The sequence below is a fragment of the Paraburkholderia caledonica genome, from assembly GCF_000383275.1.
Classification (GTDB): domain Bacteria; phylum Pseudomonadota; class Gammaproteobacteria; order Burkholderiales; family Burkholderiaceae; genus Paraburkholderia; species Paraburkholderia caledonica.
Map to the genome: position 1 here is coordinate 192,827 of NZ_KB911037.1, position 21,084 is coordinate 213,910.

Consider the following 21,084-nt stretch of genomic DNA (forward strand, 5'->3'; position numbering starts at 1 on the left):
CAACTAGGGGTTTACACCTAGTGCGCCTGTGACGGCACCGCCAGCGCGGCGTAGACGGGGAAAGGAACATGAGTGGCGACCTCCCAGGGTCGCAGCCATATGCGCGGAGCAGGGCATGGGAATGACACGCCCGCATCCTTCATATTCATCGGTTGGCGTAATACGCAACCTTCAGCTGTCGTGAAGGCGCTGGCTCTGAACAAGTCGGTTAGCGCGCTCATAAGGGCACTCCTGTCGCGACGCGCCGTGTTTAAATACCGAATTCAATCCGCCGAGCCCGAGCCTGTCCGTGCACACCTTCAACGAACTTGTCGCCATCATCCGCGACCGCTTTCCCGATCTGAGCCCGCAGTTCCAGGCAGGCGCCGCCTTTCTCCTGGACAACCCCGACGAAGTCGCCGTCCTGTCGATGCGCAAGGTCGCCGAACGCGCGAAGGTCCAGCCCGCTGCGATGGTCCGTCTCTCGCAGCTACTCGGTTTCCCGGGCTGGAACGAGCTGCGCGAAATCTTCGTGAGCCGCGTGCGCACGCGCCCGGAGCCACTGACGACGCGTGCACGCTCGCTGGTTAAAGGCGGCTCCGGCAACCAGCTCAGCCGGGAGCTTGCGCAGGCGCAATCACACAACCTCGAACTCACGCTGGCCCAGAACGCCGGGAGCGTCGTCGAAACGGCGAAGACGTTGAAGAAGGCGCCGCATATCCACGTCGCGGGTTTTCGCTCGTGTTATCCGGTCGCATTCAGCCTGCTTTATGGATATCGCCTGTTCCGTCCATCGGTGAGTCTCGTCAGCGGCGAAGCCGGCACGCTCGAAATGCAGTTGCGCGGCATCGAGAGAAAGCACGCAGTGGTCGTCGTCAGCTTCGCGCCGTATTCCGTCGAAGCGCTGCGCGTCGCGCAGGCGGCGGTTGAGCGCGGTGCGAAACTGATCGCGCTGACCGATAGCGCCGTATCTCCCATCGCGCTGAACGCCGATCACACGCTCATCTTCTCGCACGAATCGCCGTCTTTCTTTCCATCGCTCGTGGCGGCATCGGCGCTTGCGGAGATGCTGGTCGCGCATCTACTCGCGCTCGAAGGCAAGGACGCGATCGCGAATCTGCAACAGGCCGAAACCGCGCTGCACTCGCAGGGCGCCTACGCGGCGAGCTAGTCGATCGAGCCCCGCAGTAGTTCGCAGAGATCGGCGGCGATCGAGGACATCGACACTTGCCGATGCTTCACGATGCCGATCGAGCGTTGCACTTCTGGGTCTGCGATAGGAACTGTCCGAATGTTCGGCGCGAAGTGTGCCGACACGGCAAGCGACGGCACGATCGCGCAGCCGAGACCCGCATCGACTAGCGCGACGACGCATGAGATGTGTTCGACTTCGTAGAACCATCGCAGACTGATCGACTCCTGACCCAGCAGCAGTTCGAGCAGCAGCCGATTGCCACTGTCGCGCCCGCCGATGACGAGGCGCGCGTTACACAAATCCCGCAAAGACACGCTCTCGCGCGACGCCCACTCGTGCTCGCGATGCATCGCGAGCACGTATCGATCGGCCAGCAAGGGCTCGAAAATCAAATCCTCGTCGTCGCCAGGGTCGAGGCTGATACCGAATTCCGCAAGTCCCGCGCGTACCTGCCCGAGCACGAAGTCATGATTGCCGTCGAAGATTTGCACGCCGACTTGCGGGTATTTGTCCGCGTAACGCCGCAACACGGCTGGCAGCACGCGATTGACCACCGTCGGAATGCTCGCGAGCCGCACCTTACCAAAGCGTTTCTCGGCGATCTCCCGAATCGACGACAACATCGTGCCCAGCTGCGACATCTGCTGGCGCGCCATCGGCAGAAACTGGCGGCCGACGCCGGTTAACACAACGCTGCGTGTCGTCCGGTGGAATAGCTCGACGCCCAGCGCCTGCTCGAGTTTCTGGATGCGACGCGATAGCCCAGGCTGTGTGAGATGCAGCTTGTCAGCGGCTTTCTGAAAGCTGCCGAGCTCCGCTACCGCGACGAATGCTTCGAGTTCGGAGTTCTCTATTTTCATGACTGTTCCGCATGAATCCTTAAAAGACCCGCATTGGACACGCCTATTTTGTGCGTCGAGCATTGTGACTGAAACAAAAAATCATCAGCGAGGAGGGCGAAGCTCGTGCACTTTCAATTGATCATCCGCAACGGCGACGTCATCGACGGCACGGGCGACGCGCGCTTCGCGGCCGATGTCGGCGTGAACGACGATCGCATCGCGGCGATTGGCGATTTGTCGGCGGCGAGCGCGGACACGACCATCGACGCGGCGGGCAAGATCGTCGCGCCCGGGTTCATCGACAGCCATACGCACGACGACGCCTTCGTGCTCACTAACCCCGACGTCACGCCGAAAGTCGTGCAGGGCGTGACGACGGTGATCGCGGGCAACTGCGGTATCAGCCTCGCGCCGCTTTCCGCCGATGCCGTTCCGCAGCCGCTCGATCTGCTCGGCGCGCCGGAGTGCTTCGCCTACGACAGCTTCGGGGCCTATCTCGCCGCGCTCGAGCGGGCGCCCGCAGCCGTGAACATCGCGGCGCTGGTCGGCCACTCGACGCTGCGCGTGCGGCACATGAGCGATCTCGCGCGCGAAGCGACGGCAGACGAACGCAGGCGCATGGCCGCCGACGTCGAAGAGGCGATGCAGGCGGGCGCGTTCGGCGTGTCGTCAGGCACGTTTTATCCGCCGGCCGCATCGGCGAGCACGCAGGAACTGATCGACGTCTGCGAGCCGCTCAGGCGGCATCCCGGCGTCTTCGCCACGCACTTGCGCGACGAAACCGCGGACATCGTCCCGTCGATGCAAGAAGCTTTCGCTATCGGCGGAGCGGTCGGCGCTAATCTCGTGCTCTCGCATCACAAGGTCGCGGGCAAGGAAAACCACGGTCGCTCGACCGAAACGCTCGCGCTCATCGACGCCCAAAGCGAGCGCCAGCCGCTTTGTCTCGATTGCCATCCGTATCACGCAACTTCGACGATGCTACGCGCGGACCGCATTCGCCAGTCGTCGCGCGTCATCCTCGCGTGGTCGACGAAGCGTCCAGAGCTCGCGGGCAAGGACTTCGCGGACGTCCTGCCGCTCTACGACGGTTCGATCGAAGCCGCCATCGAGGATTTGAAGCCCGCCGGTGCCATCTATTTCGTGATGGACGAAGGAGATGTGCGCCGCATTTTCAGTCACGAGAGAACGATGGTCGGTTCCGACGGGTTGCCCAACGACACCGCGCCGCATCCGCGCCTCTGGGGCACGTTCCCGCGGGTGCTCGGCCATTACTCACGTGACCTCAAGCTGTTCCCGCTCGAAACCGCTGTGCGCAAGATGACGGGGCTTACCGCCGAGCAATTCGGGATTGCCGGGCGCGGACACGTCGCCGAGGGTAGCTACGCGGACCTCGTCGTGTTCGATCCGGACGAAGTCATCGACCGCGCGACGTTTGATGAACCGAAGCTCGCGCCCAAGGGTATCGAACACGTGATCGTGAACGGCGTGCCCGTGCTTATGCACGCCCAGCCGACCGGCGCGCGACCGGGGCGCCCGCTGCGCCGCAGTCGCCCATAATCCCCAGCCGATCAGAGACCGACATGTCCACTTCTCATCAAACAACGCCGCAGTCCGCCGTGCACGCCGTGCCGCCGGCCGACGCTGTTTACCGCAAGGTGACGCTACGCGTCATTCCAATCATTCTGCTGTGCTACTTCTTCGGTTATCTGGATCGTGTGAACGTCGGCTTCGCCAAGCTGCAGATGATGAGCGACCTGAGTCTGACTGAAGCGGCATACGGCGTCGGCGCGGGACTCTTCTTCATCGGATATTTGTTGCTTCAGGTGCCCGCCGGTTACCTGGTAAAGCGCATTGGCGTGCGTGCGTGTCTCGGTGGCTCGCTGATTGCGTGGGGAATCGTCTCCATCGCCACATTGACGACGGGCAACCAGACAGCGTTCTACGCGCTGCGCTTCCTGCTCGGTCTGACTGAAGCGAGCTTTTTTCCGGCGGTCATTGCGTACTTCAGTCTGTGGTTTCCGTCATATCGTTTAAGCAAGGTGATGTCCCTGCTGTTTCTCGCGATGCCACTCGGCGTGATCATCGGCGGGCCGCTGTCGGGGTGGATCATGGACGCGACACACGGCGGATGGGGAATGAACGGCTGGCAGTGGATGTTCCTGATTGAAGGGCTGCCCGCTGTCCTCCTCGGCTTCACGCTGTTCGCGATGGTCGTCGATCGCATCGACGATGCGAAGTGGCTTTCGCCCGATGAACTCGCGACAGTGAAGGGCGAACTGGCACGCGAATCGTCGGACAAGAAGCAGGCACTTCTGCCCGCGCTCAGAGAGCCGACGCTGTGGCTGCTCTGCGCGATCTCGTTTCTCTATAACGTCGGCAACTACGGTCTCGTTTTCTGGATGCCGACGATGGTCAAGGCGCTCGGGCATCTCACCAACTTCCAGATTGGCGTGGTGAGCGCGATCCCGTATCTCGTTGCCGCCGCCGCGATGGTTGTCAATGCCCAGCACTCTGTGAAGACGCGGGAGCGGCGCTGGCACACGGCCGTGCCCGTGTTCATCGGCGGCGTCGCGCTGATCGGCAGCGTGGCGGTATCGAACGCGCCGGTCGCTGCCGTCGCATGCCTCACGGTCGCCGTTGCGGGCATCATGAGCACCCTCGCGATGTTCTGGAGCCTACCGTCGCGCATCCTCGCAGGCACGGCGGCTGCGGGAGGCGCGGGTCTCGTGAACGTCGGCGCGGCTGTCGCGGGCTTCGTCGGACCGACGATCATGGGTTTTCTCAAGCAGGTGACCGGGAGCACGACCTCCGGCGTCGCGATCCTCGCAATCACGCTCTTTCTCGCGGCGCTGTTGATCCTTACGATCCCGGGGCGTTACATCAAGGCGGCGCATTGAGTCTCCACGTACGGCTATTGACAACATATGTTGTATTGCGGTTAGAATTGTAAATCGCGTGTTGCGCACGTCCTTCGCATCCAGATTCGCACCAAAGGCAAAATCACATGACCACGGTATTTCATCGCGCGCCGCGCGCTAGTCTGCCCATCGCCGTGCGCGGCGACGGCATAGAAATCGTCGATTCAACCGGCACGCGCTACATCGACGCGTGCGGGGGCGCGGCCGTTTCGTGTCTTGGGCACAGTCATCCGAGGGTGATCGAAGCCATTCAGCGACAAGTGCAGCAGTTGCCCTACGCACACACATCGTTCTTCACAACCGAGCCTGCCGAAGCACTCGCCGATCTGCTCATCGAAGCCGCGCCGCGAAATCTCGGCCACGTCTACTTCGTGTCTGGCGGCTCAGAAGCGATGGAAGCCGCGCTAAAGCTCGCGCGTCAATATTTCGTCGAGAAGGGTCAGCCCGAGCGGCGGCACTTCATCGCGCGCCGGCAGAGCTATCACGGCAACACGCTCGGAGCGCTCGCCATCGGCGGCAACGCATGGCGCCGCGAGCCGTTCCTACCGATTCTGATCGAAGCGCATCACGTAACACCCTGCTTCGCCTATCGCGAGCAGCAAGCGGGCGAAACCGACGAAGCTTTCGCGCAACGTCTGGCCGACGAACTTGAAGCGAAGATTCTTGAACTCGGCGCGCAATCGGTGGCGGCATTTGTCGCAGAGACGGTCGTCGGCGCGACGGCGGGCGCGGTGCCGCCTGTGCGCGAATACTTCCGTAAGATTCGCGCAGTCTGCGACAAATACGGCGTGCTGCTGATTCTCGACGAAGTGATGTCCGGGATGGGCCGCACGGGCCACCTGTTCGCTTGCGAGGAAGACGGCGTTTCGCCCGATATTCTCGCGATCGCGAAGGGTCTCGGCGCGGGTTATCAGCCAATCGGCGCGACGCTCGTCAGCAACGAGATTTTCAACACCATCGTCGGCGGATCCGGGTTCTTTCAGCACGGTCACACGTATATCGGCCACGCGACGGCGTGCGCGGCGGCGCTCGAAGTGCAGAAAGTCATCGCCGAAGAACAGTTGCTCGACAACGTGAAGGCGCGCGGCGAACAACTGCGCGCGCGGCTGCGCGAGTGGCAGGCAAATCATCCGTTCATCGGCGACGTGCGTGGGCGCGGCCTCTTCACCGGTGTTGAACTGGTGCAGGATCGCGCGAGCAAAACCGCGTTCGATCCGAAGCACAAACTGCACGCGATCATCAAGAGCGAGGCGATGAAGCGCGGCCTTATGGTGTATCCGATGGGCGGCACTGTGGACGGCCGCATCGGCGATCACGTGCTCATTGCGCCGCCGTTCATCACGACCAGCGCGCAGATCGACACGATCGTCGAGCGCCTTGCAGATGCGATCGACGGCGCGCTCGGGCTCATCGGCGTGAAGGTGGCATGAACGACGCTGCCATGAAAGGATGGGCGGCGACGCTCGACATCGCGTTGCCCGACGCGTTACTGCCCGGCGTTGCATCGCTGCTCGACTCGATGCATGCTAGCGCGCGTGCACTTGCCGTCGCTCTCGACGAAGCGGAACCCGGCGATGACGCAGAGAGCGCTTGAAATCGCCGCGGATGTGCGCGCACGAAAGCGTTCAGCCGTCGACGTGACGCGCGAAGCGCTCATTGGCATCGAACGCGCGAACGCCTCGCTCAACGCTTTTCATCACGTTTTCGTCGACGAGGCGCTCAAACAGGGAACGCGTATCGACGCGCTCGTCGCGCAGGGGCTCGATCCGGGGCCGCTTGCCGGCGTGCCGTTCGCGGCTAAAAGTAACTTCGCTATCGGAGGCCACACGACGATCGCCGGCTCGCGCGCGCGGCTCGGCATACCGGCGGCGATCCGCGACGCCGATGCGATCGCACGGCTGAAGCGGGCCGGCGCGGTGCTCGTCGGCACGACGCACATGGACGAGCTCGCGTGCGGTGCGACCGGCGAGAACCCGCACTTCGGTCCGGCGCGTAATCCACACGATGTCGATCGCATGACGGGCGGTTCGTCGGGCGGATCCGCTGCCGCTGTCGCTGCGCGATGCGTACCGCTCGCGCTCGGCAGCGACACCAATGGCTCGATTCGCGCCCCGGCCGCGCTGTGCGGCGTATGGAGCATCAAGCCGACTTTCGGCAAGCTGCCACGGCAAGGCGTGCTCGCTTACGCCAGTTCGCTGGATTGCATCGGCGGCTTTGCGAACGATGTCCAGGATCTCGCGGCGCTTTATTCTGTACTCGATGGCAAGGCATCGGACGAGCGGGATTCGTGCCTGAGAGTCGGCATATTGAGCGGGTACTTTGAAACGTACGCATCGCAACAGGCGTGGGACGCGGTGCTGGAAACAGCATCGCTCATCGGGCCGCACGAATTGATCGACATGTCGGAGGACGATATGCGGCTCGGGTGCGGCGCGGCGACGATCGTCTCAAACGTGGAGGTAGCGACCGCGCACGCGGGTCTTCTCGACGCGGCAGAAGACACTGTCTCGCCCCGCCTGCGCACGCGCCTTCTCGCCGGCGCGTTGACTCCGGCAGCGTGGTATGCCCGTGCGCTAGACTATCAGCGGCGCTTTCGCGCGAGCATGGTGCGGCTCTTCGCCGACTTCGACGTCCTCCTCGCGCCGTGCACGCCCTTAGCCGCGCCGCGATTCTCCGACGCGACTATCGCGGTCCGCAATCACGAACTTGAACTCGCGAAGCATCTTGGCATGTTGACCCAGCCGGTTTCCTTCGCCGGACTGCCTGTCGTTACCGCTCCCGTTTTGCGCGACGGTCATATGCCGTTCGGCGTACAGATCATCGGCGCACCGTTTGACGAGGCCGCGTGCTTTGCGGCGGCACGACGCATCGAGCAAGGCCTCACGCACACCTCACGGACATCAATCGAATCATGAATAAACGACTTCCCGACTTCCAGATCGCCACCGCGTCCGACGAACAGAAGGCCGTTCTGGAGGACATCCTGAGTGGCCCGCGCGGCAACCTGAACGGGCCGTTCCTCGGCTGGATCTTCAGCCCGGAACTTGCGCAGAACGCGCAGAAGCTCGGCGCGTTCTGCCGCTACAATACCGGCCTCCCGCTGCGTCTTTCCGAACTCGCGATTCTCGTGACTGCGGCGCGCTGGCGATCGCAGGCGGAGTGGCACATCCATCATCCAATCGCGCTCGAAGCCGGCCTGCCCACCGATGTGGCTGAAGGGCTGCGCACAGGGAAAACGCCGAGCTTCGCCGATGCCGACGACAAGATCATCTTCGATTTCGCCACCGAGCTCTACGACACGAAGCGCGTAAGCGATGCTACATACGACGCCGCTGTCGCGCGCTTCGGTCTAACGGTCGTCGTGAATCTTGTCGGGTTGCTGGGCTACTACGCGCTCGTGGCAATGACGCTCAACACATTCGGGATGCGCGCTGAGGGGCAGACCGAGCTGCCCTTCGCGGAGTGAAGCCGGTTCGCCGACGTGTTACTCGAATGCCTTGTCGTTTGGCTCGGCAAAGAGCTTCTGCATCGTCCCGCTCATCGGGAATTCGAAATTGATGTTCTTCGGCGGCACCGGTTTCGTGAACCACTTGTCATACAGCGTCTTGATCTCGGGGCTTCTCATCACCTGGCTCATTGCATCGTCAACGAGCTTTTTAAACTCCGGGTCGTCCTTGCGCATCATGAAGCCGTAAGCCTCCGATGACTGCGGCGTTCCGACCAGCGCCCAATCCGAGGGCTTTGCCGTCAGGGAGCGCGTGCCGGCCAGCAGAACATCATCCATCATGTAAGCGACTGCGCGGCCGGTTTCAAGCGTCGCGCGTCCCTCGCCGTAGTCCTTCGCGCTGATAATACTCATGTTCATTTTCTTTTCTTCGTTCATCTTGCGAAGAATGCGCTCGGACGTCGTGCCCTGATTCGTCACTACGGTTTTGCCCGCAAGATCGGGAAAGTCCTTGATGCCGGAGTCCTTCCTCGTGAGCAGACGCGTCGTCGCGACAAAGAAGGTGTCCGAAAACGCGACCTGATTCTGGCGAGCCGTGAGATTCGTCGTCACGCCGCATTCAAGATCGATCGTGCCGTTCTGTACAAGTGGAATGCGGTTCTGCGATGTCACCGGAATAAAGCGTACGCGCAGGTCCGGGTGCTTCGTCTTCAACTTCACCGCGTCGATCACCTTGTTGCACAAGTCCTGCGAAAAGCCAACCACGTTGTTGTTGGTATCGACATACGAAAACGGCACGGATGTTTCCCGATGGCCGACCGCGATCAGATTGGTGCTTTCAATCTTGGCAAGCGTCGGCTGGCTTCCTTGGCCGTAGCTCGTCCCTGTGACAAGCGAGAGCGTGGCAAGCGCGAAAGCTGATGTGAGCAGCGGCTTTGTTTTCATAGATTACCCGTCTGATGTGTATGATACATATGTTGCCATAAAACAAAATACAGCTACATATGTATTTACCCATGGTTCCGTGATCGCGCTGACTGGCATGGGTTGTCACTTCGATCAAACGCTGGCGGCGCTGCTTGGCCTCGTTGGGAGTGTAAGAAGTGTTGTTACCTGGAAGGCGGCGACGTCCGTTCACTCACGCGCCAGTTCAACCGCTTGATTGAGACGGGCAGGAGAGCGTCCGCTGTGCTTCCTGCATGCAAACTGCGTGGAATAGGCTCAGTTCCGCCGACCACAACGGACCCGACGACTTTCCGCACGCCGACGCGCTGGCCGCGCTGCGCGCCTGGTATGCCGGCCTGTCGACCCGCGAAGCCGTCGCCCGCTACCTGCGGGACGGACATCAGGGCGGGCAGGGCAGCCAACCTGTCGGCGCGTTCAGCCGCGCACGCGCTGTCGATCCTCGGCGCGCTGTTCCGCTGGCTGATCGAACAGCGCTATGTGCTCGCCGACCCGTTCGCTGGCGTGGAGGTCAGGGGCGGCGCCAGGACAGGGGATCTCGATGCGTCACGCGCATTCACGGAAGGCGAATGGCTGCTGGTTTGGTCGATCGCCGACGGACTCGAATGGTCGTGTGGCTGGTCAGCACCCGTCGCCCAAAGGCTCCGTTTTCTGCTCGATTTCGGTTTTGCAACCGGCTTGCGGGCCAGTGAACTGGTCGGGGCAATGCTTGGCCACATCGACAAGGATGCCCGCGGTCAGCACTGGCTGCGCGTGACGGGGAAGCCACGGACGTTCCGCCGCCAGCACGACCGTCAGGCGATGCTGGAGGACCGCCTCAATGATCTTCACGCGCTCAAGCTCGTGCATGCTGATCGTGATGAATCCACGTCCGTCATGGTCTGGCTCCGGGCTGGCTATCTCACGGCAGCATGCGCCACAGCAGGCAGCCCGAAGCAGGAAACCGGACATTTCTATTTAGCGGAACGCGACATCTGAACTTGGGACTCACATCCATTCCGTTGATAATTTATCTTATGTCAAATAGCTAACGAGGCTCTCCCGCAAGACGACCTCGCCCACCAAATTGCCAAATAAGAAGACGGCGTGCCCCATCGTTCAACTGTCGGATTCATCGCCTTCCGCTCACGTCGACTGCCGGCGCACCAGCGTCGGCAACGGCGCGACGACGGAAGCCGGCGGCGCAGCGGCATCCGGCGCATGAATCAGCCGGATCAGCAACTCGATCGACGCCTCCGCGATGGCTTGCGTGTTGATCGCCACCGTTGTCAGCGAGGGCCGCACCTGGTGCGCCAGCTGGATATCGGTGATGCCGATCACCGACACGTCGTCGGGCACCTTGCGTCCGAGCGTCGCAAGCGCCTGCAACGCGCCAATGGCCAGCAGATCGTTGGTCGCAAACAGTGCGCTCAGATGCGGCTCGCGCTCCATCAATTCGATGCAGGCGGTGAAGCCTGCGTCGATCGTGTCGGGAATCTGCAGCACGGCGGCGTCGTCGGGTTCGAGGCCCGCATCGCGCATCACCGATCTGAAACCGTTCGCGCGCGCGTCCTGCAAGCCGCCGCAACCGTCTCCCACCAGCATGCCGATGTCACGGTGTCCCAGTTCCAGCAGATGACGCGCCGCCAGCGCGCCCGCGTGCGCGAAGTCGACGGCGACACACGGCAAGGCGGGCAACTCCTCGGGATGCTCCCATAGGCTCAACACGATTGGCGCGCCGACCGCCGCGGACGCGCACAGCTCGTTGATCGCGATGTCCGTGTTCAGCACGAGCACACCTTCGGCAAGCGTGCCGGCGATCTGCGTGAGGTACGCGCGCCCGGTCTCGGCGTCGTCGTCGGTGTTGCACACCATCAGGAAATAGCCGGCGCGACGCGCGGCGCGTTCAGCCGCCAGCACGAACTCTGGATAGAACGGATTGGCGATGCTGGAGAGCATTAACGCGAGGGTTGGCGAACGGCCCTCCGCGAGCGCTCGGGCATTGAGATTCGGCCGATATCCCAGTTCGCGGATTGCGCGCATCACCCGCTCGGACGTTTCGGGCCGCACTTTGTCGGGATTGCGCAGCACGTTCGAAACGGTCGCCGCCGTCACATTCGCGCGACGCGCGACATCACTCAATGTGGCCATAAGCAGAAGATTAAGAATTTTCCCATATTCAGGGAGTGCCAATCAGATGTTGCGCGACGCATCCGGCTTGCGCTACCTTTTCTCGAAACGATCAGGAGACAGTCATGAGCACCCTGCCGCGCATCCCCGAATTTAACCGCTTAAATGCCCGCACCGCAAGCGTTTCGGCGTTTTTCGTCAACCGCTTTTTAAGCGCTTAAACGGAGGACGAACCATGGCGGCCATTTCCCTGCGCGGCATTCAGAAAACTTTCGACGGCAACGCGCCGGTCCTTCGCGACCTGAACCTCGAGATCGGCGAACACGAGTTCTGCGTGTTCCTAGGCCCTTCGGGTTGCGGCAAGTCGACCTTGCTGCGCATCGTCGCCGGACTCGAAGATCAGACCGACGGCGACGTGAGCATCGGCGGCCGTACGATGAACAGCGTGCCGGCTGCCGAGCGCGGCGTCGCGATGGTGTTCCAGAGTTACGCGCTGTTCCCGCACATGACGGTCTACGAGAACATGGCCTTCGGTCTGAAGCTGGCGAGAACGCCGAAAGCGGAGATCGACCGCAAGGTGCGCGAAGCGGCGCACGTGCTGCAACTTGATGCCCTCCTCGCGCGCAAGCCGCGTGAACTGTCGGGCGGGCAACGCCAGCGCGTGGCGATCGGCCGCGCGATCGTCCGCGAGCCGGGCGTGTTCCTGTTTGACGAACCGCTGTCGAATCTTGACGCCGCGCTGCGCGGTCAGACGCGTATCGAAATTGCGCGGCTGCATCAGCGTTACGCACAGGCGAGCGTCGTCTATGTGACGCACGACCAGATTGAAGCGATGACCCTCGCCGACAAGATCGTCCTGCTGCACGCAGGTGCGGAAACACAGCGCTTAGGCAGCATCGCGCAGATCGGTGCGCCGCTGGAGCTTTATCACCGGCCGCGCTCGAAGTTCGTTGCGGGCTTCATTGGTTCGCCGCGCATGAATTTTATCGACGGCGTCGTGGAGCGCATCGCCGACGACAGCGTGGAAGTCAGCATGCCCGGCACCGCGTTGCGCGTGCTGGTCGACGGCAGACGCCTCAAACCAGGACAGCGCGTCACCCTCGGCATTCGTCCCGAACACGTGCGGTTCGACGGTGGCACGCAGACGCTCGCCGTCAACGCATTGCTGACCGAACAACTCGGCGAGCACAGCTATCTTCACGCCGACCATGCGGGCGGCACGCTGATCGCGAAAGCGCCCGGCGACCTGCATGTGCGCAACGGCGAGCGGCTCGCACTGCATCTGCCGGCCGATGCGTGTCACCTGTTCGACGAAGACGGCATTGCACTGCACCGGACCATCGTCGGCAACGCGCAAGCCGTCGCGCTACAGACGGCATGAGAATGCGGCGCGCAAGGCTCGCAACAGGCCTTGTCGCGCGCGAAACGCCGCAGCCGGTCATAGAGCCGTCGCGGCTCGCAGCAACCGCCGTTCGCGGACGCGGGCGGCCGACAACGCAGTCACAGGAGACAACACGATGGCCTTTACGCACACGAGCCGCTTTGCACGGCTTGCCTCATTCAGTCCGCGCGCCGTCACGGTCGCGCTCGCGCTCTCGGCAACGGTGCTGAGCGGTTTCGCGACGCAAGCCGACGCCGGTCAGTTGAACATCAACGTGTCGGCGCGCGGCAATCAGCGCTCGACGTGGCAGGACGCATTCGACAAGTTCAAGAAAGCGAATCCTGACGTCGACCTGAAAGTCACGTACATCACCGAGGAAGCGTACAAGGTGCAAATGGGCGGCTGGCTCGCGACCGATCCTCCCGATGTCGTCTCCTGGCATAACGGCGAGCGCATGGCGTACTACGCGAAGCGCGGCTTGCTGGAAGATCTCTCGGGCGACTGGAAGAAGAACGGCTGGGACCAGCAGTATGCGTCGGTCAAACAGGCATCGACATACGCCGGCAAGCAGTATTCCGCGCCGCTCGGCTACGACGCATATGGCTTTTTCTACCGCAAGGATCTGTTCGAGAAAGCGGGCATTTCGAGCGAACCGAAGACTTGGGACGAACTGCTCGACGCCTGCAAAAAACTGAAGGCGAGCGGCGTCGCGCCGATTGCCGTGGCCGCGCGCGATAGCTGGACGCTCGCCGCGTGGTTCGACTATCTGGACTTGCGCATCAACGGCAACGCGTTCCATCAGAAGCTCATGGCAGGTGAAGTGCCCTACACCGATCCGCGCGTGAAGAAGGTCTACACGACCTGGAAGACGCTGATGGACGACCATTACTACATCGACAACGCGCTCTCGTACGACCTCGATTCGATCGGCCCTTTCCTCGTGAACGGCAAAGCCGCGATGATGCTGATGGGCACGTTCTTCTCGGCGGGCCTTCCGTCGAGTGTGAAAGGACAGATCGGCTTCATGCGCTTCCCCGTGATCGATCCCAAAGTGCCGGTGGCGGAAGACGGTCCTGTGAACGTGCTGCTGATCCCCGCGAAAGCGAAGAACAAGACTGACGCGCGCCGTCTGCTCGCCTTCATGGAGACGCCCGAGATCAACGCGGACCTCGCGCGCGGCTGGGGCCAGTTGCCGTCGAACAGCAAGGCAACGGAACCCGCCGATCCGATTTCCCGCGTCGGGTTCCAGACGCTCGCCAGCACGACCGGCGGCATCGCGCAGTTCTACGACCGCGACATGACGAAAGAAATGGCGGACGAAGGCATGAAGGCGATGCAGCAGTTCTACAACGACCCATCGCAACTCGACTCGCTGCTTGCTCGTCTCGAAGCGACGCGCAAGCGCATTTACCACAACTGAGTCTACTGGCGGCAGGCGTGTCGGGCGTGGTCGTCGTGCAGACGTCCACGCCGTCACAGGACTTCACACCGGGGCGGCTCGCAGGCAGTCGTTCGCCCCGCCCCGCCCCGCCACACTGATCCGCTTCTGCATCGAAAGAGGGATTCGTCATGTCCACGTCCATTGCCCGTCTGCCGACGGCGCGCGGCCGACGCGCGTCCGCCTCGGGCCGCGCCCGCCATCGCGCCGCGTTCTTTTTCCTGCTGCCAGGCTGTGCGCTGTTCGCGCTCTGCGTGATTTATCCGATCTTCTCCAGCATCGCGCTCAGCTTCTACAACTGGGACGGCATGACGCCCAGGACCTTCATCGGTCTTGCGAATTACGTCGAGCTGTTCCATGCCGACACGTTCTATCTCGCGCTGAAGAACAACCTGATCTGGCTCGTGTTCTTCCTGCTCGCTCCGCCGCTCGGCCTGCTTTTCGCGTTGTATCTGAACCAGCAGATCAAGGGCATGCGCGTGGTGAAGTCGCTGTTCTTCGCGCCGTTCGTGCTGTCCGGCGTGGTGGTGGGACTCGTGTTCAGCTGGTTCTACGATCCCGCTTTCGGTCTGCTCAAGCTGATCGTCGGACACGGCATTCCCGTGCTCGGGGACCCGCGCACCGTGACCTTCGGCATCGTCTTCGCCGCGCTGTGGCCGCAAACGCCCTACTGCATGGTGCTGTATCTGACAGGCCTGACCTCCATCAATCCGGAAGTCGTCGAGGCCGCCCGCATGGAAGGCGCGAAAGGCTGGAGCCTGCTCTGGCATGTGATTCTTCCGCAACTGCGCCCGGCCACCTTCATGGCGGTCGTGCTGACGGTAATCGGCGCATTGCGCAGCTTCGATCTGATTTCGGTGATGAGCGGCGGCGGTCCGTTCGACAGCTCCACCGTGCTCGCGTACTACATGTACGACCAGGCCATCAAGTACTACCGCGAAGGCTATTCGGCGTCGATTGCCGTCGTGCTGTTCGCGATCATGCTCGTCTACATCGTGTTCCATCTGCGCCGCATGCTGCGCGAGGAACGCTAAGCCGCGCGCTTCCCGATAGAGCGAAAAAGGAGACTCACATGTACCCGCTTCCCGTCGAACACTGGAAACCGTGGAGCCGCACGCTGTACAAAGCGTCGCTGCCCGTCGCGCTGTTCGTGTGGCTGCTGCCGATGCTCGCCGTGCTCATCACGTCGATCCGTTCGTCCGACGAGTTGTCGCAAGGCGACTACTGGGCCTGGCCGAAGCACTTCGCGCTCATCGACAACTACGGCGCGGCGCTCACGCAAACGCCGATGCTGCACTACTTCGCCAACAGCATGCTGATCACGGTGCCGTCCGTGCTCGGCGCGATCCTGCTTGCGTCGATGGCTGGCTTCGCGCTCGCCACGTATCGCTTTCGCGGCAACATCGTGGTGCTGTTCACGTTCGTCGCCGGCAACTTCGTGCCGGTGCAGATCCTGATGATTCCCGTGCGAGACATGGCGCTCAAAGTGGGCCTGTTCAATACCGTCTGGGCGCTCATCATTTTTCATGTCGCATTTCAGACGGGCTTCTGCACGCTGTTTCTGCGCAACTTCATCAAGCAGTTGCCTTTCGAGCTGATCGAGGCCGCGCGCGTCGAAGGCGCGAGCGAATGGACCATCTACGCGCGCATCGTCTTGCCGCTGATCCGCCCTGCCCTCGCGGCACTCGGCATCCTCGTCTTCACCTTCGTCTGGAACGACTATTTCTGGGCGCTGTGCCTCACCCAAGGCGACGACGCCGCGCCGATCACCGTCGGCGTCGCCGCGCTCAAAGGCCAATGGACGACCGCCTGGAACCTGGTCGCGGCGGGCTCGGTGCTGGCCGCGCTGCCGTCGGTGCTGATGTTCTTCGCGATGCAGAAGCACTTCGTTGCCGGACTCACTTTCGGCGCCAGCAAGGGCTGAGCGGTCGCTCAACGTAGACCGCGCGTGCGAGCGCAGCGCGGCACAACACCGATCTCTGGAGATCACGACAATGCAACTGGGTGTCTGCTACTACCCCGAACAATGGCCCGACACGATGTGGGCCGACGACGCGCGACGCATGGTCGACATGGGCATCACGCACGTGCGTATCGCCGAATTCGCATGGAGCCGCATGGAGCCGCGCGCGGGTGTCTATGAATGGGCATGGCTCGACCGGGCGATCGACACGCTGGCCGGCGCGGGCCTGAAAATCGTGCTCGGCACGCCGACGGCGTCGCCGCCAAGGTGGCTCGTCGAGGCGATTCCCGACATGCTGCCGGTACGCGCCGACGGCACGACATGGAACTACGGTTCGCGCCGTCATTACGACATTTGCAGCGAGCCGTACCGGCGCGAATGCGTGCGCATCACCGAAGCAATGGCCGCGCGCTACGGCGCGCATCCGGCCGTCGTCGCGTGGCAGACGGATAACGAACTCGGCTGTCACGAGACCGTGCCGAGCTATTCGAACGCGGCTCGCCAGCGGTTTCGTGGATGGCTCGCGCGCCGCTACGAGACTGTCGGCGAACTGAACACGCGCTGGGGCAACGTGTTCTGGAGCATGGAGTATCCGTCGTTCGACTCGATTGAATTGCCGAACGTCACGCCGACGGACGCAAACCCGATTCATCTGCTCGACTTCCGCCGCTTCATGTCCGACGAGGTGACGAGCTTCCATCGGGAACAGGCCGAGGTAGTGCGGCGGCACGCGCCGCATGCAGACGTGCTGCACAACTTCATGGGCTTCTTCACCACCTTCGATCACTACCGCTTTGCCTCGAACGGCAGCATCGACGTGGCGACGTGGGACAGTTACCCGATTGCCCGCACCGAAGTCATTGCGCTCGCGGAAACCGACAAGGCCCGCTATGCGCGCACCGGACATCCCGACGTGTCCGCGTTCGATCACGACCGCTATCGCGGCATCGGCCAGGGCCGTTTCTGGGTGATGGAGCAGGAGGCCGGACCGGTGAACTGGGCGCCGTGGAATCCCGTGCCCGCGCCCGGCATGGTGCGGCTGTGGGCCTACGAAGCGTTCGCGCACGGCGCGGAACTGGTGTCGTATTTCCGCTGGCGTCAGGCGCCGTTCGCGCAGGAGCAGATGCATTCGGGCCTGCACCTGCCCGACAACACGCCGTCGCCCGGCGGTCGCGAGGTGGCGCGTGCGGCGCAGGAAATCGCGAAGTCTGCAGAACTGTCGGCGCTCGCGCAAAGCGGGCCGGCGGGCCGCGCACCCGTCGCTCTCGTGTTCGATTACGAGACGCAATGGATGTTCGAAATCCAGCGCCACGCCAAAGACTTTGACTATCAGACGCTCGCGTTCGAGTACTACCGGACCTTGCGCGAGATGTCGCTGGACGTCGATATCGTATCGGCGCACGCGGACCTGGACGGCTACGCGCTGATCGTCGTGCCGGGGCTCGCAGTCTTGCCGCCCGGCTTCGTCGACACGATTCGCCGCTCTAGCGCGCAGTGGGTGATCGGGCCTCGTACCGGCTCGAAGACACTCGACTTCGCGATTCCTTCCGAACTGCCGCCGGGGCCGTTGCAGACGCTGCTGCCGTTCAAGGTGCTGGAGGTCGACTCGTTGCGCCCGAGCCTGCAACCGTCCACCACGCTCGGCGGCGTGTCCGGGATCGCACTGCATTGGCGCGAGCATCTGGAAACGCGCGACGGTGTCGAAGTGCTGGCGCGCTTCGACGACGGCTGGCCTGCTGTCGTCGCGCGCGATCGCGTCCGCTACGCGAGCGCATGGTTCGATCCGCCGTTGCATCGCGCGTTGCTCGAAGCGGCGGCACGCGATGCGTCGCTGAATCCCGTTCACCTGCCCGAAGGCGTGCGCATTCGCAGGCGCGGCCCGCTGACTTTCGCGTTCAACTTCGGCGCGCAAGCCGTCGAAGCGCCTGCACCGGCAAACGCCCGCTTCGTGCTGGGCAGCCGTACGCTCGGCACCGCGGACGTGTGCGTGTGGACTCAGGCATGACGAGCTTGACCGGCCACGCCGACGCCGACGCCGACGCAAACACCGGCAGCACGGCCGGCGGCCATGCAACGCTCACGCTGAGCATCGACGCCAGCGCGCCCGCCACCGCCCCGTTGCACGACACGCTGCGCGTCGGTACGTCGACCTCGCCCGACGGCAGCACCATCGGCATCAACAGTCGCTATCTGACGCGCGACGGCGAGCCGTGGCTGCCGGTGATGGGCGAGATTCACTACGCGCGCCTGCCGGCCAGTCAATGGGACGACACGCTCCTTAAGGCGAAGGCAGCCGGCGTCGATATCGTCGCGTCGTATGTCGTGTGGCGCCATCACGAGCCGCGCGCAGGCACATTCGACTGGAGCGAACGCCTCGACTTGCGACGCTTCGTCGAAACATGCGCGAAGCGTGAACTGCTCGCGTTGATTCGCGTCGGGCCTTGGGTGCATGCGGAGGTTCGCTATGGCGGGCTGCCTGGCTGGGTCGTCGATCAGATGCCCACGCGCGGCGACAACCCGCTTTATCTGCACTACGTGGCAAGACTTTTCTCGCAGATCGCCGCGCAGTTGTACGGCCTGTTATGGAAGGACGGCGGACCTGTTATCGGCATCCAGCTCGAGAACGAATACAACCTGAGCGGTCCGCAGCAAGGTGCCGCGCACATCGCGACGCTCAAGCGCCTCGCGCGCGATGCGGGGCTCGACGTGCCGCTGTACACGGTGACGGGTTGGGACAACGCGGTCTTTCCGCGCGGCGAAGTCGCGCCTGTGTTCGGCGGTTATCCCGATCTGCCGTGGGGCGTGTCGCCGCACATGTCGCCGCCGAACGAGGTCTATGGATTCCGCTTCGCCAGCCGGGTGGGTGGCGATCTCGGCGCTCAGACTCACAGCGACGCGCCGGGCGATGCCGACGCCGTCGCACACGAAACGCCCTTTCTCGGCGCGGAGTTCGGCGGCGGCGTGCCCGCAATGTACCGGCGGCGGCCGGTCCTCGACGCCGACGACATCGCCGCGATGCTGCCCGTGCAACTCGGCTCGGGCGTCAACCTGTACGGCTACTACATGCTGCACGGCGGACGCAATCCGCCCGGCGACATGGACGGCCAGGAGTCGACCGCGAGCGGCGGCTACAACGACGTGCCGATCGTCAATTACGACTTCCAGGCTCCGTTCGGCGCGAATGGCGAGGCGCGCGAAGTGCTCGGCAAGCTGCGGCCGATTCACTACTTCCTCAGGCAGTGGGGCGCAGTGCTTGCGCCATGTGATGTGTATGCACCCGACACCGTATCGCACGGTCCCGCCGACCTCGCGACGCCGCGCTTTGCCGTACGCGCGAACGGCGACCAGGGGTTCCTGTTCTTCAACAATCACGTCCGCGAACATGCGATGCCAGCGCATCGAGGCATGCGTTTCTCGGTGAAGCTTGCGAGCGGCAGCGTCGCGCTGCCAGCGGAGCCCGTCGACATTGCGCCGGGCACATCGTTCATCTGGCCGGTCGGCTTGCGATTCGGCAGCGTGCAGTTGCGTTACGCAACCGCGCAGCCGGTGACGAGGATATCGGGCGACGATGGCGATGTTCAGGTGTTCGCGGCCACCGACGGCGTCGCGCCCGAGTTCGCATTCGACTCCCGCAGCGTGGCGACGATCGCCGCGCTGGAAAGCAGTATGACGCCCGCGCCTGGCGGTGAGCCGGCGTTGAGCCAGCATGAAGCCGACGGCGTGCTCGTCGTGCGGCCGCGCAACGGCGCGGCGTTCGTCGTCACGGATCGCGGCGGCGCGCGCCTCGTCTTCGTCACGCTTTTGCGGAAGGACGCGGAGAGACTGAGCGTGTTGCCGTTCGACGGCCGGCGCAGGCTCATATTGAGCGACGCGTTCGCCTTCGAACGCGACGGCCATCTCGTGCTGCGCTCGAACGGTGCTTCGGCGTTCGATGTCGATGTCTATCCGCCGCTGCTTCAGTTGCCGTCCGCATGGCAGGCGGATCACGCAAACATCGACGCATCGAGCCACGGCATGTTCCAGCGTTTGCGTGTGCACGTTCCGCAGCAGGCATTCGACGTGCGCGTCACGCCGCTTCGCGCGCCGCAAGCCGTACCGCCGGTCATGCGCGGCGGCACGGCCAATGCCGCTGTCGCGCCGTTGCCGGAAACGTTCGGCAAGACGGGCGCCTGGCGCATCGATGTGACTCGCGACGCGCTCGATGCGCTCGACGCGCGTGGTCTCGGCAACGCTTACCTGACGATCCGCTATCGGGGCGACGTGGCGCGCCTTTTCAGCGGCACGGAACTGATCGACGATCACTTCTATAACGGCTTGCCGTGGCGCATCGGCGTGCGCAATGTAGCGATCGATCCGGACGCACCGCTCATGCTAACGATTCTGCCGCTGCGCGCCGATGCGCCTGTCTATCTCTCTGCACGTCATGATCCGCGTCCGGACAGCGGCGAGCAGATCGCCGAACTGGACAGCGTGACGTGGGAGCCCGAGTACGAAGTGATTCTGGCTCCTAATCCTTCCTCGCGCGACGTCGAATGAAACTGGGTGCCGAAGGCCGCTGCCACGACGCACCCGCTTTAACGTTACAGACTGACACCTTCGGACGATTACAGAAGTCTTAAGCGCATGCTAGACTCTGCATCCATGTCCTACTGGCGCAAACTCTTCCTCGTCATGCTGCTTGCACTGAGCCTTCCGGTTCAGTCGTTTGCGGCCGTCTCGATGATTTGTGCCGCCCCGGAAGCGGTCGATGAAGCAACCGCTGACCATCTCCATCTGGACGCATCATCTGATGGACATGTGCTCGTAGCCGACCATGACGACCATCGTGGCCACGACCACAGCGGTGCC

At 63.3% G+C, this 21,084-nt stretch carries 16 protein-coding genes and 1 pseudogene; 14 read left to right on the plus strand and 3 right to left on the minus strand.

All coding sequences use genetic code 11. From position 1 onward, the window contains the following. Nucleotides 1-289 precede the first annotated feature (289 nt). The gene (locus H281_RS0113530) at nt 290-1,150 is read left to right on the plus strand and encodes a MurR/RpiR family transcriptional regulator (RefSeq protein WP_020067650.1); all 861 of its coding nucleotides are present in this window, start codon (nt 290-292) and stop codon (nt 1,148-1,150) included. Here H281_RS0113530 and H281_RS0113535 read toward each other — a convergent pair. Beyond that, entirely contained in the window at nt 1,147-2,034 is an 888-nt protein-coding gene (locus H281_RS0113535) for a LysR family transcriptional regulator (RefSeq protein ID WP_020067651.1), read from the minus strand. The genes H281_RS0113530 and H281_RS0113535 overlap by 4 nt on opposite strands. Nucleotides 2,035-2,139: 105 nt before the next feature. Between H281_RS0113535 and H281_RS0113540 the strand changes: the two genes are divergently transcribed. The 6 genes from H281_RS0113540 to H281_RS0113565 all read left to right on the plus strand — a co-directional run bounded on the left by H281_RS0113540 (nt 2,140) and on the right by H281_RS0113565 (nt 8,403). Continuing rightward, nucleotides 2,140-3,576 (plus strand): N-acyl-D-amino-acid deacylase family protein, encoded by a 1,437-nt coding sequence (locus H281_RS0113540; protein ID WP_020067652.1) that lies wholly within the window; start codon nt 2,140-2,142, stop codon nt 3,574-3,576. 23 nt (nt 3,577-3,599) lie between these two features. Beyond that, complete coding sequence (locus H281_RS0113545) at nt 3,600-4,916, plus strand: MFS transporter (protein WP_020067653.1); 1,317 nt, start codon at nt 3,600-3,602, stop codon at nt 4,914-4,916. A 107-nt stretch (nt 4,917-5,023) separates the two neighbouring features. Continuing rightward, the gene (locus H281_RS0113550) at nt 5,024-6,367 is read left to right on the plus strand and encodes an aspartate aminotransferase family protein (RefSeq protein ID WP_020067654.1); all 1,344 of its coding nucleotides are present in this window, start codon (nt 5,024-5,026) and stop codon (nt 6,365-6,367) included. Further along, nucleotides 6,364-6,531: a hypothetical protein gene (locus H281_RS36825; protein WP_020067655.1), complete on the plus strand. Its 168-nt coding sequence runs from the start codon at nt 6,364-6,366 to the stop codon at nt 6,529-6,531. The genes H281_RS0113550 and H281_RS36825 overlap by 4 nt, the downstream gene beginning before the upstream one ends. Continuing rightward, entirely contained in the window at nt 6,512-7,852 is a 1,341-nt protein-coding gene (locus tag H281_RS34625) for an AtzE family amidohydrolase (RefSeq protein ID WP_020067656.1), read from the plus strand. Before H281_RS36825 ends, H281_RS34625 begins: the two co-directional genes overlap by 20 nt. Further along, nucleotides 7,849-8,403: a carboxymuconolactone decarboxylase family protein gene (locus tag H281_RS0113565; RefSeq protein WP_020067657.1), complete on the plus strand. Its 555-nt coding sequence runs from the start codon at nt 7,849-7,851 to the stop codon at nt 8,401-8,403. The genes H281_RS34625 and H281_RS0113565 overlap by 4 nt, the downstream gene beginning before the upstream one ends. An 18-nt stretch (nt 8,404-8,421) precedes the next feature. Here H281_RS0113565 and H281_RS0113570 read toward each other — a convergent pair whose 3' ends face one another. After that, the gene (locus H281_RS0113570) at nt 8,422-9,327 is read right to left on the minus strand and encodes a glutamate/aspartate ABC transporter substrate-binding protein (protein ID WP_020067658.1); all 906 of its coding nucleotides are present in this window, start codon (nt 9,325-9,327) and stop codon (nt 8,422-8,424) included. Between the two features lie 423 nt (nt 9,328-9,750). Here H281_RS0113570 and H281_RS35985 point away from each other — a divergent pair. Then, nucleotides 9,751-10,110, plus strand: a pseudogene (locus H281_RS35985) (integrase); the annotation flags it as partial. 360 nt (nt 10,111-10,470) lie between these two features. Here H281_RS35985 and H281_RS0113585 read toward each other — a convergent pair. Next, nucleotides 10,471-11,475 (minus strand): LacI family DNA-binding transcriptional regulator, encoded by a 1,005-nt coding sequence (locus H281_RS0113585; protein WP_020067660.1) that lies wholly within the window; start codon nt 11,473-11,475, stop codon nt 10,471-10,473. 214 nt (nt 11,476-11,689) lie between these two features. On the opposite strand from H281_RS0113585, the gene H281_RS0113590 reads away from it, so the two are divergent. The 6 genes from H281_RS0113590 to H281_RS0113615 all read left to right on the plus strand — a co-directional run bounded on the left by H281_RS0113590 (nt 11,690) and on the right by H281_RS0113615 (nt 20,772). Beyond that, entirely contained in the window at nt 11,690-12,835 is a 1,146-nt protein-coding gene (locus H281_RS0113590; protein WP_020067661.1) for an ABC transporter ATP-binding protein, read from the plus strand. A gap of 136 nt (nt 12,836-12,971) precedes the next feature. After that, nucleotides 12,972-14,255 (plus strand): ABC transporter substrate-binding protein, encoded by a 1,284-nt coding sequence (locus tag H281_RS0113595; RefSeq protein WP_020067662.1) that lies wholly within the window; start codon nt 12,972-12,974, stop codon nt 14,253-14,255. A gap of 149 nt (nt 14,256-14,404) precedes the next feature. Beyond that, nucleotides 14,405-15,307, plus strand: coding sequence for a carbohydrate ABC transporter permease (locus H281_RS0113600; protein WP_020067663.1), 903 nt, complete (start codon nt 14,405-14,407; stop codon nt 15,305-15,307). Between the two features lie 38 nt (nt 15,308-15,345). Next, nucleotides 15,346-16,197 carry a carbohydrate ABC transporter permease gene (locus H281_RS0113605; protein WP_020067664.1) on the plus strand — a complete coding sequence of 284 codons (852 nt, stop codon included), beginning with the start codon at nt 15,346-15,348 and terminating at the stop codon, nt 16,195-16,197. 70 nt (nt 16,198-16,267) lie between these two features. Further along, nucleotides 16,268-18,241, plus strand: coding sequence for a beta-galactosidase (locus tag H281_RS0113610; RefSeq protein ID WP_020067665.1), 1,974 nt, complete (start codon nt 16,268-16,270; stop codon nt 18,239-18,241). Further along, the gene (locus tag H281_RS0113615) at nt 18,238-20,772 is read left to right on the plus strand and encodes a beta-galactosidase (protein WP_020067666.1); all 2,535 of its coding nucleotides are present in this window, start codon (nt 18,238-18,240) and stop codon (nt 20,770-20,772) included. The genes H281_RS0113610 and H281_RS0113615 overlap by 4 nt, the downstream gene beginning before the upstream one ends. Nucleotides 20,773-21,084: the final 312 nt, after the last annotated feature.